The following is a 12646-nucleotide window of genomic DNA, read 5'->3' on the forward strand; positions in this document are numbered from 1 at the left end:
ATGGGTGAGTTTGAGCTGATCCGCAAGTACTTCGCCGCCGCGCCCTGTGCGCAGGGCGGCGACGGCATTGCCTTGGGGATTGGCGACGACTGCGCCCTGCTGGCGCTCCCTGCCGGGGAGCAATTGGCAATCTCCACCGATACCTTGGTGGCCGGCGTGCACTTTGCCGACCCCTGCGATCCGTTTCTGCTCGGCCAGCGCTCGTTGGCGGTAGCGGTGAGCGATCTGGCCGCCATGGGCGCCAACCCCCTCGCATTTACCCTTGCACTCACGACACCCACCGTCGATGCCGACTGGTTGCAACGCTATGCCCAGGGCTTGAACACCATGGCACTGAGCTGCGGCGTGGGGCTGGTGGGCGGCGACACCACGCGCGGTCCGCTCAGCCTGACCCTGACCGTGTTCGGGCGTGTACCGGCAGGCCAGGCGTTGACGCGCAGCGGTGCGCAACCGGGCGACCTGCTGTGCGTCGGCGGCGAGTTGGGCAATGCCGCTGGCGCCTTGCCGCTGGTACTGGGTCTGCGCAACGCCGATGAGGCCGTTGCGCAGCCACTGCTGGCCCATTACTGGTCACCGCAACCGCAGTTGGCCTTGGGGCTGGCGCTGCGCGGCAAAGCGACGGCTGCGATGGACATCTCCGACGGGCTGTTGGCCGATTGCGGGCATATCGCCAAGGCATCGGCTGTCAGGCTGTTGATCGAGCGTCAGCAGTTGCCGCTGTCCAGCGCCTTGCTGGCATTTGTTGGTGATGATGAGGCGCGGGTGGCTGCCTTGAGCGGTGGCGACGATTACGTGCTGGCGTTTACCTTGCCGCCCGTCGAGCTGGCGCCGTTGCTGGCCGACGGTTGGCCGGTGCACGTCATCGGCCGTGTCCAGGCGGGGCAGGGTGTGACGCTGCTTGACGCAAAGGGGCAGGACATCACACCGGCCATCCGGGGTTATCAACACTTTCGCGACACGCCCTGAATCGGCGCACTGCGCTACCCTCTATAACGTCATTACTCAAGCAAGGTTTTGCAGGAGGTCGTACCCATGGTTGTACGCCGCTGGCTGCTGATACTGCTGTGTGTGATTCCAGCCTGGGCGCAGGCGCAGGATGTGCCCGTGATACCAGGCAAGGTCGTGCTCGCCAGTGAGGCCTGGGACGACTACACCAACGCGGACGGCAGCGGCCTGGCCTGGGATGTGATGCGGCAGGTGTTTGAGCCGAGTGGGATCACGCTGCAAACCCGTATCGAGCCGTACACCCGGTCGGTGGGCCTGGCCCAGCGCGGTGAGGTGGATGGTTGGGTGGGTTCCTACCGCGATGAGGTCAAGGGCGTGCTGTACCCGCACTGGAACTTTGACTCCGACCCTATCTACGCCCTTGGGCTGACAACCTCGCCGATTCCGAGCGTGGCGACGCTGGGCGAATACCGCCTGGCCTGGGTTCGCGGCTACCGGTACGAGGCGTACTTGCCCAATGTGCGCCGTTTCAACCAGATCCAGCGCCGTGACGGGATTCTGCCGATGCTCCAGCACGGTCGGGTCGACTTCTACATCGACGCCCTCACCGAGGCGCAATATGTCCTCAACCAGGCGCCCGATCGTGCCCGGTTCCGGCTCACCCACCTTATCGACCTCCCGCTCTACATAGGCTTTGCCGACACCGAGCGTGGTCGGGCATTACGTACCGTGTTCGACCAGCGCATGGCCGTCCTTGTCAAAAGCGGCGAGCTGAAGCCGATCTTCCAGCGCTGGAAACTGCCGTATCCGTTCTGACTGCATAGAACCGCGAGGAAGACCAATCAAACCGATTGATCTTTATCAGCGATCATTCAGCTTAAGCGTCTGTAGGAACCTGCTGTTACAATGCCGCCTCTGTGAAATCTGAAATCAGGAGCACACGGTGCCCGTCGTTTTCGTCGCCGCTTCCAAGCTGCCTACCCCTTTTGCCACGTTCACCATGAACGGCTTCCTCGAAGAAGCCACCGGGCGCGAACACGTTTTGCTCAGCCTCGGCGATATCGCGGATGGCGCGCCGGTGCTGGGTCGTGTGCATTCCGAATGCCTGACCGGCGATGCGCTGTTCAGCCAGCGCTGCGACTGCGGCTCGCAATTGGAAGCTGCCATGCGCGCCATCGCCCGTGAAGGGCGTGGCGTGCTGCTGTATCTGCGCCAGGAAGGCCGTGGCATTGGCCTGATGAACAAGATCCGCGCCTACGAGCTGCAAGACGGTGGCGCCGATACCGTTGAGGCCAATGAGCGCCTGGGCTTTGCTGCCGATCAGCGTGACTACGCGATCTGTCTGCCGATGCTGGAGCATCTGGGCGTGAAATCCCTGCGCTTGATGACCAACAACCCGCGCAAGGTCAAAGCCTTGACCGAGATGGGCATCACCGTCGCCGAGCGCGTGCCGCTGCACACCGGGCACAACCCCCATAACAAGCTCTACCTGGCGACCAAAGCCAGCAAGCTCGACCATATGATGGGCAACGAGCACCAGGGCGAGGTCGACCGCGCGTGACCCGTGGCCAGGTAAAACGGCGACTGTCCTTCAACTGGTGGCAGTACCTGGCCCTGGCGCTGCTTCCGTTGTTCGTACTCAACCTGGTGTTTGGTCAGGTAGCCTTGCTGCCGGTGCTGGCAATGCCATTGTTCATCGCTGGCGTGGCCTCGATGTTCCTCAGCCTGCGCTACTTTCACGGCTATAAACACGCGCTGATCGCCACGTCAAAAGCCCTCGATACTCCCGAAGAACCGGCTGCCTGGATCACCCTCGCGGCCCGTCGGCGCACGGCGTTGCTGGTGGCCGCGATCCCGTCGTGGGTGGGCGCGCTGGCGGTGTTTGTCGGGCTGGAAGCAGTTCCGCTGTTTTTGCTGGCGCTGTCGACGATGGTGCTGTTTTACCTCTATCGCATTCCCCGTCAACTCGGATGATGCGCCGCTGGCTGGCGCTTGTGCTGCTGGCGTTGAGCGTCCAGGCCCTGGCCGTCGAGCGAGTGGTGAGCCTGGCGCCATCCCTGACTGAAATCGTGGTTGAACTGGGTGCTGCCGATCTGCTGGCTGGCGTGCTCGATGGCGGCGAACGGCCGGCCGACTTGGCGAAGGTGCCGTCGGTGGGGCATTACGGCCAGTTGGACATGGAGCGCCTGCTCAGCCTCAATCCCGACCTGATCCTGCTGTGGCCCGGCAGTGTCGGCCCAGCCCAGCGCGAACAGTTGCAACGCCTGAATATCCCGGTGTATGTCGCCGAACCCCATAGCCTTGAACAGCTCACCACCCAGGTCCAGGCCATCGCCGAGCAAGTGGGCCGCGCCGAGGCCGGTCGGCAGTTGGCTGCACAACTGCGCCAGCGCCTGGCCGGGCTGCGCCAGCGTTATCAGCAGGCCGAGCCAGTGCGGGTGTTTTATCAGGTGTGGGACCAGCCGCTGTATACCGTGGGTGGCGGGCAGATCATCAGCGACGCGTTGAGCGTCTGCGGAGCGCGCAATGTATTCGATGACCTGAAACTGCCTGCGCCGCAGGTCAGTATCGAGTCGGTGTTGCAGCGTGACCCTGAGCTGATCCTGGTGGGGGATCAGGCTCAACTGAAGGCCTGGAAAGTCTGGCCATTGATGGCTGCGCGGGTGCGCGTGGTGCCGGACAAAGGCCTGGAGCGGCCTAGCGGGCAAATGCTGGAAGCGGTGGCGCGGTTATGTCAGGTGATTGCTCCGAGCCGCTGAGACCGCTGTCTGTGAATGCAGTCAAAATGTGGGAGGGGGCTTGCCCCCGATGAGGCCAATCCAGGCGCCAATTAGATTTCAGGCGTCCAGGTCACACCAACCCTCCACACCCGACCCTCTTCACGGTAATCCTGATTGTTCAGAAACGCCGGATCGTTGTAGCTGTAACGTGCCCGCGCATAGGATTTATCCAGCACGTTATCGAGCTTCAGTGACAGCGCCACTTCCCGGTTCAGCGCCCAACTGCTGCGCAAGCCGAGCAATCCATAGCCGCCCAGGCGCTGCGCATTGTCTTCATCGTCATAGCTGCTGCTGATCGCCTGCCAACTCGCACCCAGGCCGAGTGTGTCGAATTGCCGATCCAGATCCAAATTCAACGTGCGCCGTGCACGGCGGGCCAGCGTGTGGCCGGTATCACGGTCGCGCGGGTCGATGATGGACACGCCCAGGTTGCCTTGCCAACCAAACAGATCCTGTTTGAGGGCGGCTTCAAACCCGTCAATACGCGCCGACGCCACGTTTTGCGGCTTGCTGGTGCTGTCCAGGATAATCGCATCGCTCAAGTCGGTGCGGTACAGCGAAGCCTCCAGGCGCATGCTGTCGGTCAGTTGGCTGCGCCATTGCAGTTCGTAGCTCTTTGAGGTCTCGGGCTGCAGGTTCGGGTTGCTGTATTTCGTGTCGGGGTAATACAGATCGTTGAAGGTAGGCGCGCGAAAGCCTTCGCTGTAGCTCAGCAACAAGTCATTGTCGGGGTTGATCGGCAGCGTCAGGGTGCCGCTCCAACTGTTCTGCCCACCGAACTGCTGGTTCTGGTCGCGGCGCAGGCCCAGCTCTGTGGAAAACCATTCACTGTGGAAACGGTGCTGCACAAAGGCTGCGCGGTTCCAGCGGCTGTCTTCGCTAAACGTGGTGGAGCCGTGGAAGCGGTCTTCGTACCAGTCGCCGCCCAGGATCAGGCTGTTGCTGTCGTTGAGCGTCAGGTCGTTCTGCCAGTTCAGCGAGTCGCGGTAGGTGTTGAACACGCTGAAATCGTCACTGAGGGTATCGCGCTTGGTGTCGCGGTTCTCGCTGTGGCCCAGCTCCAGGCGCGATTGCCAGTGCTCATTGAGCGCTGCGTCGACATACCCGCTGGCGCTGCTGACGGCGTAATCGGTGTAGGGTTTTTGCCCCAAGGTCTGCCCACTGGCAACGTCGTAGCGGCCGAAGCTGTTGTCGTACTCCGACTTGCCCCAGTTATCCAGCAGATTGAAACCCACCTCCAGCTCATCGCTGAATGAATGGCTGAGGTTCAGGCTGAGCGACTGATTGCGATAGGCATCATGGTCGCCGTCGCTGGGGAAGGATTGGTGGGTCGAATTGATGCCAGCGGTCTCATCCAGGCTCGCCCCCAGGTTGAAGCGCGTGTGTTCATCACCGCCCGACAGACCGAGGCTGCGCTCCCAGGTCTGGTTGCTGCCAATGCCCAGCTTCAGGCGCGGTTGCAGACCTTGCTCGGCATTGCGCCGGGTAAACACCTGGATCACCCCGCCGATGGCATCGCTGCCGTAGATCACCGAGCGCGAGCCGCGCAGCACCTCCACACGCTCGATCTGGTCGACGTTCAGGTATTGCAGGCCGCTGTCGCCGGAGGTGGTATTGGCAATGCGCTGGCCGTCCACCAGCACCAGGCTCTGGGCGGACTTGGTGCCGCGCAGGTAGATCCCCGGCAAACTGCCACGCCCACCGGTTCGCGCCACTTGTACGCCGGGCACGCGGCTGAGCAGGTCGGTGAGGCTGGTGGGTTGCAGGTGGTCGATGTCGTCGCGGGTGAATACGGTATTGGCGGCGCTGCTGTCGTTGCGTGCCTGGACCTGGCGGTTGGTGCTGATGACCACATCGGGGAGTTTGAGGGCCTGGTCGCGGGTGTCGGCGAGCAACTCAGGTGCGGGCAGGAGCAACAGGACAAGGTGCAGACGTTTCATGGGCTGTCCGTAGCGTTTGAAGATGGCAAAAATCAAATGTGGGAGGGGCAAGCCACCTCCCACATGTTGATGCGATTTCTACCGGGAGAGCAGCGCCAAGCGCACGCGCACCGCGGCCTCGATGCCTGCCTCGTCCAAACCACACTCCGCCAGCATCTGCGCCGGCTTGGCGTGTTCGACGTACACATCCGGCAAGCCCAGGTGCAGCACCGACTTGAGGATGTTCTCCCGCGCCAGGAATTCACTGACCGCCGCACCGGCGCCGCCCATGATGGCGTTCTCCTCAACGGTCACCAGCAACTCATGGCTACCGGCGATCTCGCGCACCAGGGCTTCATCCAGCGGTTTGACGAAACGCATGTCGATCACGGTCGCGTCGATCTTTTCGGCGACTTTCAGCGCTTCGGCCAATTGCACGCCAAACACGAGGAACGCGACCTTGTTGCCCTGGCGCCGCACGATGCCTTTACCGATTTCGATCGACTCAAGATCTTTTTCAATCACCGCATTCGGACCGTTCCCACGCGGGTAACGCACGGCGGCCGGGCCGTTGTACAGGTGGCCGGTGCTGAGCATCTTGCGCAGTTCGTTTTCGTCGCTCGGCGTCATCACCAGCATGCCGGGGATGCAGCGCAGGTACGACAGGTCAAAGCTGCCGGCGTGGGTCGGACCGTCTTCGCCCACCAGGCCTGCGCGGTCGATGGCGAACAGTACGTCGAGGTTTTGTACCGCCACATCGTGAATAAGCTGGTCATAACCACGTTGCAGAAAGGTGGAATAGATCGCCACCACCGGCTTGGCGCCTTCGCAGGCCATGCCGGCCGCGAACGTCACCGCATGTTGCTCGGCAATCGCCACGTCGAAGTAGCGCAGCGGGAAACGCTCGCTGAATGCCACCAGGTCGGAGCCTTCCTTCATCGCCGGGGTAATGCCCACCAGACGCGAGTCGGCGGCGGCCATGTCGCACAGCCATTCGCCGAACACACCGGAATACTTCGGCCCGCTGGCCTTTTTCGGCGCGGCGGCGGGGGCGTCCACCGGTTCCAGCTTGGTGATCGCGTGGTAGCCAATCGGATCGACTTCCGCCGGGGCGAAGCCTTTGCCTTTCTTGGTGACGATATGCAGGAACTGCGGGCCCTTGAGGTCACGCATGTTACGCAGTGTGGCGATCAAGGTCGGCAGGTCATGGCCGTCGATGGGGCCGATGTAGTTCCAGCCCAACTCTTCGAACAGGGTGCCGGGAACCAGCATGCCCTTGGCATATTCTTCGGTCCGTCGGGCAATTTCCCACGCGCCGGGCAGACGCGAGAGCACCTTCTTGCTGCCTTCGCGCATGCTGGCGTAGGTACGACTGGAAAGAATCTTTGCCAAATAATTCGACAGGCCACCGACGTTGCGCGAGATCGACATGTCGTTGTCGTTGAGGATCACCAACATGTTGGCGTCCACTTCCGGCGCATGGTTCAGCGCTTCGAAGGCCATGCCAGCTGTCAATGCGCCATCGCCGATCACCGCGATCGCCTTGCGATCGCTGTTTTGCAGACGTGCGGCAATCGCCATGCCCAGCGCTGCACTGATCGAGGTGCTGGAGTGGCCGACGCCAAAGGTGTCGTACTCGCTCTCTGACCGGCGTGGGAAGGCGGCAACGCCGTCCTTCTGGCGCAGGGTGGCCATGCGCTCGCGGCGGCCCGTGAGGATCTTGTGCGGATACGCCTGATGGCCCACGTCCCACACCAGCCGGTCGTCGGGGGTGTCGAACACGTAATGCAAGGCGATGGTCAGCTCGATGACGCCCAGGCCAGCACCGAAATGCCCACCGGTCTGGCCGACCGTGTAGAGCAATTCCAGGCGCAGTTCATCGGCCAGGGTTTCCAGCTCGGCTTCACCCAGACGACGCAGGCCGTCCGGCGTGGCAGCACGGTCGAGCAGGGGCGTGGACGGGCGCTTGCGGGGAATCTCTTGAAACGTCGTGGGCATCAGGCGAATCGTTATAGGTATAAGAAGAGGCGGCAGTTTACCTCAAGCATCGCAAACTGCCCACGCAGAGCGCCGAACTTGGCCGATATGCGGCGGCAATGGCCGCCGTTTTCAGTGCCGGCGTTCGACGATATACCGAGCCAGGTCACGCAGCGGCTCGGCTGCCGCGTCGAAAGGTCGCAGGGCGTCCAGGGCCTGGTCGCGCAGTTCCAGGGCGTATGCCTTGGCAGCATCGAGCCCAAGAAGCGCAGGATAAGTCGGTTTGTCCCGTGCGATATCGGCACCTTGGCGCTTGCCCAGGGTGGCGGTGTCACTTTCCACGTCGAGTATGTCGTCCTGCACCTGGAACGCCAGGCCGATGGCTCGGGAATAGATCTGCAATGCCGCCAATTGGGCCGCGTCGGCACGGCCGCTGGCCAGGGCGCCGAGGTGCACGGCGGCTTCGATCAGCGCGCCGGTCTTGTGGCGATGCATATGTTCAAGGGCTTGCTGATCCAGCTTGAGACTGACCGAACCCATGTCGATTGCCTGCCCGCCGACCATGCCGGCCGGTCCTGCCGCGTGGGCCAGGGCGGTGACCATGCGCAGGCGGATCTCGGCGTTGACGCTGCTCAAGCGCGGGTCCAGCAGTGCGCTGAACGCCAGGCTCTGCAGGCCATCACCGGCCAGGATCGCATAGGCTTCATCAAAGGCTTTATGAGTGGTGGGCTGGCCGCGACGCAGATCGTCGTCGTCCATCGCCGGCAAATCGTCGTGTACCAGGGAATAAGCGTGGATCAATTCCACTGCACACGCCGCGCCGTTGGCCTGCTCGGCAGGGGTGCCGAGGGCTTCACAGGCCGCGTACGCCAGCAACGGGCGCACACGTTTGCCGCCGTTCATCACGCTGTAGCGCATGGCGGCATAAAGGCGGTTCATTTCCGGGCTGGGCGCAACAAACAAGGGCTCCAGCGCCGCATTCACCCGGGCTTGGCTACTGGCCTGATACGCGTCGATCATTCGGGCTGTTCCGCATCGAAAGGTTCTTCGGCCAACTCCCCATCACGCTCCAGCAACACCTGCACCTTCTGCTCTGCCTGCGCCAGCGCGCTCTGGCAGTCGCGAGTCAGGCCGATGCCTTGCTCAAACGCTGTCAGTGAGTCCTCCAGCGACAACTCGCCGTTCTCCAGACGCTCGACCAAGGTTTGCAGGTCGGCGAGGGATTGTTCGAAATCGAGTGCAACTTTTTTGCGGGCCATGGCGGCTATTCCGGTAGACGGTAAACCGGCGGGACACTAGCAGACATGGGGATGGTGGGCAAATGAGCGGGGCATCAGTCGCCTACTGTATTGACTTGATAACGCGTGCTGCGGCCGCCTGCGGGGAGACGGATCAGGCAGTTTTTTTCCAGCAGGTCAGCCAGGTGTCGCGTCGCCGTCGCCTTGGATACCTTTGCCACCGCTTGGTACTGCGCAGCGCTGATGCCGTGTTCGAAACCCTTTTCACCACCGTCGAGCAGGCGATTGAGGACCTTGATCTGTTCAGCAGACAAAGGAAGGTCGCGGTGTTGCTGCCAGAACCGGCTCCTGCCCAGCACTCGGTCAATCCTCGCCATGGCTTGCTGCACACTGCGCAACAGGGTTTTAAGGAACCACTCCAGCCACTCAGTGATATCCAGCGTGGCCCTCTGGCTGGACTCAAGCGCGTTGTAATAACCGATGCGGTCTTCAAGAATGCTGGCTGACATGGCGTAAAAACGAATGGCCTGATGCTCGCCTTGGGCTAATGCCAAATCGGTGATAGCGCGTGTCAGGCGACCATTGCCGTCATCGAAGGGGTGCAGCGTGACAAACCAGAAGTGCGCAACGCCTGCGCGTACCAGCGGATCCAGTTCCGGCTGATCGCGGCTGGTTTCGAACCACTCCAGGAAATCATCCAGCGACTGTTCCAGCCCTGGACGCGGCGGGGCCTCGAAATGCACGGTTGGCCGATCAAGTCGGCCCGACACCACTTGCATTGGCTCACCGCCCCTTAATGACCCGATATTGAGTGGTCGGGAGGCATAGTTTGCTTGCGGGACCGGGAACAATAGCTGGTGCCAGTTCAATAAGCGGGCGAGGGTAAAGGGCTGGTTGAATTGTTGGGTGGCATCCATCATCAGCTCGGCGAGACCTTCGCTGCGGCGGCTTACCTGACCGTCTTTCAGCGCCTCCAGGCCCATCCGTCGGGCCAGGGAGGAACGAACAGAGCCAACGTTCAGTTGCTCACCTTCGATGGCCGAAGAGGTCAGAATGTTTTGCAGCAGCGCATCCAATTCATTCTCTGCACTGATGGCCTGGCTGACAGAGCCGAGCATGCCCAACAACCTGCCTTGGGCATGCCCGCACTCACGCAGCAAAGCCGCCAAGCGCCCAGGTTGCCAGTGGAAGTGGGGCCAGTCGGTGTGTTGCCAGATCCAGTGTGGTTGGTCCATGGAGGAATACCTGGTGCGTGAGCCGAATAAAAAATTATTCGGCTCATTTTGTGAGCCGATTGTGCATTCTAATCGGCTCATCGTCCATTGAGTTAAAGTTGTTGGTCACCCCTCGCCTCTAAACCCGTTTGCTGAAGCGCACTGGTAAAACGCTCAGCAACAACGAAAGCCTGCTTTTAAGGGCAGGCTTATCGCGAATCTCGGCTGACTTATTTCTGATGAGCCGTCAGCGCCGCATATCCATTCATCAGGTTGCGATAGTTGGGAATGCGCTGGGACAACAAATTCCCCAGGCCTTCGATATCGTTGCGCCAGTCGCGGTGCAGCTCACACGCCACCGAGAACCAGTTCATCAACTGCGCACCGGCTTGCGTCATCCGGCTCCACGCTGCTTGCTGCACCGTGGTGTTGAACGTGCCGGAGGCATCGGTCACTACAAACACCTCAAACCCTTCCGCCAGCGCCGACAAGGTCGGGAACGCTACGCACACATCCGTGACCACACCGGCAATGATGATCTGCTTACGGCCAGTGGCCTTGATCGCCTTGACGAAGTCTTCGTTGTCCCACGCGTTGATCTGGCCAGGGCGTGCGATGTACGGCGCGTCCGGGAACATCTCTTTCAACTCTGGCACCAGCGGGCCGTTGGGGCCTTGCTCGAAGCTGGTGGTGAGGATGGTCGGGAGGTTGAAGAACTTGGCCAGGTCGGCCAGGGCCAACACGTTGTTCTTGAACTCGTTGGGCGAGAAGTCCTGCACCAGGGAGATCAGGCCGGTCTGGTGGTCGACCAGCAGAACGATGGCGTCGTCTTTGTTCAAGCGGCTGTAGGTTGGAGTGCTCATGGTTGAATCCTTTTTTGTTTAGGTTGGTTGGGCGTTGCGTTCAACATGGGCACAGATTAATGGGTGGGTGTTGGCGGATAAATCGGCTGAATTGGGTAATACCGTCAACTCAGATGAGACAATTGAGGATTTGTCAGTAGGACTGATCCTTTTCGTGGGCGGCAAAGTAAGTCAAAAAATCTCACGCGTGAGCTATTGAGTGTGGCAAAAAATGCCTGTAGATTTTCTCACGCGTGAGTTTTTCACAGCGAGGTCAGTACCATGGAAAGCAGCTCTCCATCGAGTCCGCCTAAAGGGCCCGATACCGATTCAGCAAGCCTTCAGGGAGAGCGCTTGAAGCCGTCCGCCAAGAAGCCATCGAGCTTTTACATGAAGCAGATGCGTGCAGGCCTGGCGGCCGCCGGCTATGTGAAACACGAGACTTGGGTGCTTCCCGAAAACCGAAGCCTGCTCAAGCAGATGGAGAAACAGCTTCGCCAGCCGATTCTGGCTGGCTCATTCATGTCGGAGAATTTCATGAGCGCAGGTACCAACTGGAATATCGATCGCCTCTTCACCGCTCTTCAGGCTCTGGACGACGTGGTGTCCAAGGACATTACGCTTTCTCTCGTTCAAGGCTCCGAGTCCAGCATCAAGCTGGAAATGAACGACTTCGGTGGCTTGCCGATTTACATCGCGGTGGTTGGCGAGCAGATCATCGTGGACACGGTCCTGGTTGATGTCGAGTCCATCAACGATGTCGCGAAATTCAATGACGCAGTGTTGCGCAGCCGGGAAATGTTCCCGCTGTCCTCCATCGGTATCGAGTCCATGCCTAACGGGCAAGTGGTCTACAACATGTTCGGCGCTCTGAGCTCCGACTCCAGCCTGACCAATATCGTGACCGAGGTGAAAACCCTGGTCGACAACGTGCAGCGCGCCAGCGAAGCCTTCGAACGTTTCTTCAATTAAGTATTCGGGAGTATCCAATGACTCAGTCCATCTGGAGCAAATTGTTCACCGCGCTGCGTGGCGGTGCCAACGAAGTCGGCGAATCGATCGTCGACCAACAAGCCCTGCGCATCCTCGATCAGGAAATCCGCGATGCCGACACCGCGCTGGCCAATGCCAAGCGTGAGCTGGTCAGCATCATGGCCAAGCACAAATTGGCGACTGATCGCGTCAGCGAGTACGACGCCAAGATCAAGGACCTGGAGTCCAAGGCAGTGGCTGCCCTGCAGGCCAATCGTGAAGACCTCGCCCTGGAAGTGGCCGAAGCCATTTCGAGCCTGACCAACGAGCGGGATGTCGAGCATAAGCAAGCTGCGGAGTTCGGTGGGTATGCAGAAAGCATGCGCAAGGACATCACCAAGGCCGAAAGCCGGATCAAAAGCCTGCGTCAGCAAGTGGATATGGCCAAGGCTCGCGACAGCGTACAGAAGGCCCAGGTCAGCGCCTCCATCGCCAGCGGCGGCGCCAACGGCAAGCTGGAAACCGCCGTCGGTACGTTGAATCGTTTGCAGGCCAAGCAACAGCAGCGTGCCGCTGAACTGCAAGCCCAGGATGAGTTGGTTGAGGCGTCCACGGGGACCGACCTGGAGCGCAAGCTGCGCGACGCAGGCATCACGCCGAACGAAGGCAGCGCCAATGCGATTCTGGAGCGCCTGAAGCAAAAGTCGACCGAGTAGGCGAAGGGCTAGCACGGTACCTGAGGCGAGGGAGCAGTGATCT

The 12646-nt window shown here is 61.1% G+C and carries 13 protein-coding genes; 7 read left to right on the forward strand and 6 right to left on the reverse strand.

Annotated elements, in window-relative coordinates; translation table 11 throughout:
• From thiL to AOA60_RS12250, 5 genes are all read left to right on the forward strand, one after another.
• Positions 1-966 (forward strand): thiamine-phosphate kinase, encoded by a 966-nt coding sequence (thiL, locus tag AOA60_RS12230; RefSeq protein ID WP_099584633.1) that lies wholly within the window; start codon positions 1-3, stop codon positions 964-966.
• Positions 967-1032: 66 nt separating this feature from the next.
• Positions 1033-1761, forward strand: a complete 729-nt coding sequence (locus tag AOA60_RS12235) for an ABC transporter substrate-binding protein (RefSeq protein ID WP_099584634.1) — start codon at positions 1033-1035, stop codon at positions 1759-1761.
• Between the two features lie 127 nt (positions 1762-1888).
• Positions 1889-2506 (forward strand): GTP cyclohydrolase II, encoded by a 618-nt coding sequence (ribA, locus tag AOA60_RS12240; RefSeq protein ID WP_099584635.1) that lies wholly within the window; start codon positions 1889-1891, stop codon positions 2504-2506.
• Positions 2503-2919 (forward strand): nuclear FMR1 interacting 1 family protein, encoded by a 417-nt coding sequence (locus tag AOA60_RS12245; RefSeq protein ID WP_099584636.1) that lies wholly within the window; start codon positions 2503-2505, stop codon positions 2917-2919. The genes ribA and AOA60_RS12245 overlap by 4 nt, the downstream gene beginning before the upstream one ends.
• Positions 2916-3704 carry a cobalamin-binding protein gene (locus AOA60_RS12250; protein WP_099584637.1) on the forward strand — a complete coding sequence of 263 codons (789 nt, stop codon included), beginning with the start codon at positions 2916-2918 and terminating at the stop codon, positions 3702-3704. Before AOA60_RS12245 ends, AOA60_RS12250 begins: the two co-directional genes overlap by 4 nt.
• A 71-nt stretch (positions 3705-3775) precedes the next feature.
• Here the strand turns inward: AOA60_RS12250 and AOA60_RS12255 are convergent, their stop codons facing one another.
• From AOA60_RS12255 to ycaC, 6 genes are all read right to left on the reverse strand, one after another.
• Positions 3776-5665, reverse strand: coding sequence for a TonB-dependent receptor (locus AOA60_RS12255; protein WP_099584638.1), 1890 nt, complete (start codon positions 5663-5665; stop codon positions 3776-3778).
• Positions 5666-5743: 78 nt separating this feature from the next.
• Positions 5744-7642 carry a 1-deoxy-D-xylulose-5-phosphate synthase gene (gene dxs, locus AOA60_RS12260; RefSeq protein ID WP_099584639.1) on the reverse strand — a complete coding sequence of 633 codons (1899 nt, stop codon included), beginning with the start codon at positions 7640-7642 and terminating at the stop codon, positions 5744-5746.
• Positions 7643-7753: 111 nt separating this feature from the next.
• On the reverse strand, positions 7754-8641 hold the full coding sequence (ispA, locus tag AOA60_RS12265; RefSeq protein WP_099584640.1) for a (2E,6E)-farnesyl diphosphate synthase: 888 nt from the start codon (positions 8639-8641) through the stop codon (positions 7754-7756).
• Entirely contained in the window at positions 8638-8880 is a 243-nt protein-coding gene (locus AOA60_RS12270) for an exodeoxyribonuclease VII small subunit (protein ID WP_003176346.1), read from the reverse strand. The genes ispA and AOA60_RS12270 overlap by 4 nt, the downstream gene beginning before the upstream one ends.
• Before the next feature lie 74 nt (positions 8881-8954).
• Positions 8955-10094 carry a Fic family protein gene (locus AOA60_RS12275; protein WP_099584641.1) on the reverse strand — a complete coding sequence of 380 codons (1140 nt, stop codon included), beginning with the start codon at positions 10092-10094 and terminating at the stop codon, positions 8955-8957.
• 209 nt (positions 10095-10303) lie between these two features.
• Positions 10304-10936 (reverse strand): isochorismate family cysteine hydrolase YcaC, encoded by a 633-nt coding sequence (gene ycaC / locus AOA60_RS12280; RefSeq protein WP_099584642.1) that lies wholly within the window; start codon positions 10934-10936, stop codon positions 10304-10306.
• Positions 10937-11305: 369 nt separating this feature from the next.
• On the opposite strand from ycaC, the gene AOA60_RS12285 reads away from it, so the two are divergent.
• The gene (locus AOA60_RS12285) at positions 11306-11887 is read left to right on the forward strand and encodes a YjfI family protein (protein WP_027605205.1); all 582 of its coding nucleotides are present in this window, start codon (positions 11306-11308) and stop codon (positions 11885-11887) included.
• A gap of 17 nt (positions 11888-11904) precedes the next feature.
• Positions 11905-12603, forward strand: coding sequence for a PspA/IM30 family protein (locus AOA60_RS12290; protein WP_099584643.1), 699 nt, complete (start codon positions 11905-11907; stop codon positions 12601-12603).
• The last annotated feature ends 43 nt before the right edge of the window (positions 12604-12646 follow it).

It is taken from the genome of Pseudomonas sp. 2822-17, assembly GCF_002742485.1.
Classification (GTDB): Bacteria; Pseudomonadota; Gammaproteobacteria; order Pseudomonadales; family Pseudomonadaceae; genus Aquipseudomonas; species Aquipseudomonas cyclaminis.

What these genes read in the sequence shown, in the direction of transcription:
- AOA60_RS12250 (WP_099584637.1), top strand. Translation starts at nt 2,916, where the DNA reads ATGATGCGCCGCTGGCTGGCGCTTGTGCTGCTGGCGTTGAGCGTCCAG.
- dxs (WP_099584639.1), bottom strand. Translation starts at nt 7,642, where the DNA reads ATGCCCACGACGTTTCAAGAGATTCCCCGCAAGCGCCCGTCCACGCCC.
- AOA60_RS12270 (WP_003176346.1), bottom strand. Translation starts at nt 8,880, where the DNA reads ATGGCCCGCAAAAAAGTTGCACTCGATTTCGAACAATCCCTCGCCGAC.
- AOA60_RS12285 (WP_027605205.1), top strand. Translation starts at nt 11,306, where the DNA reads ATGAAGCAGATGCGTGCAGGCCTGGCGGCCGCCGGCTATGTGAAACAC.
- ycaC (WP_099584642.1), bottom strand. Translation starts at nt 10,936, where the DNA reads ATGAGCACTCCAACCTACAGCCGCTTGAACAAAGACGACGCCATCGTT.
- ispA (WP_099584640.1), bottom strand. Translation starts at nt 8,641, where the DNA reads ATGATCGACGCGTATCAGGCCAGTAGCCAAGCCCGGGTGAATGCGGCG.
- AOA60_RS12275 (WP_099584641.1), bottom strand. Translation starts at nt 10,094, where the DNA reads ATGGACCAACCACACTGGATCTGGCAACACACCGACTGGCCCCACTTC.
- thiL (WP_099584633.1), top strand. Translation starts at nt 1, where the DNA reads ATGGGTGAGTTTGAGCTGATCCGCAAGTACTTCGCCGCCGCGCCCTGT.
- AOA60_RS12290 (WP_099584643.1), top strand. Translation starts at nt 11,905, where the DNA reads ATGACTCAGTCCATCTGGAGCAAATTGTTCACCGCGCTGCGTGGCGGT.
- AOA60_RS12255 (WP_099584638.1), bottom strand. Translation starts at nt 5,665, where the DNA reads ATGAAACGTCTGCACCTTGTCCTGTTGCTCCTGCCCGCACCTGAGTTG.
- AOA60_RS12235 (WP_099584634.1), top strand. Translation starts at nt 1,033, where the DNA reads ATGGTTGTACGCCGCTGGCTGCTGATACTGCTGTGTGTGATTCCAGCC.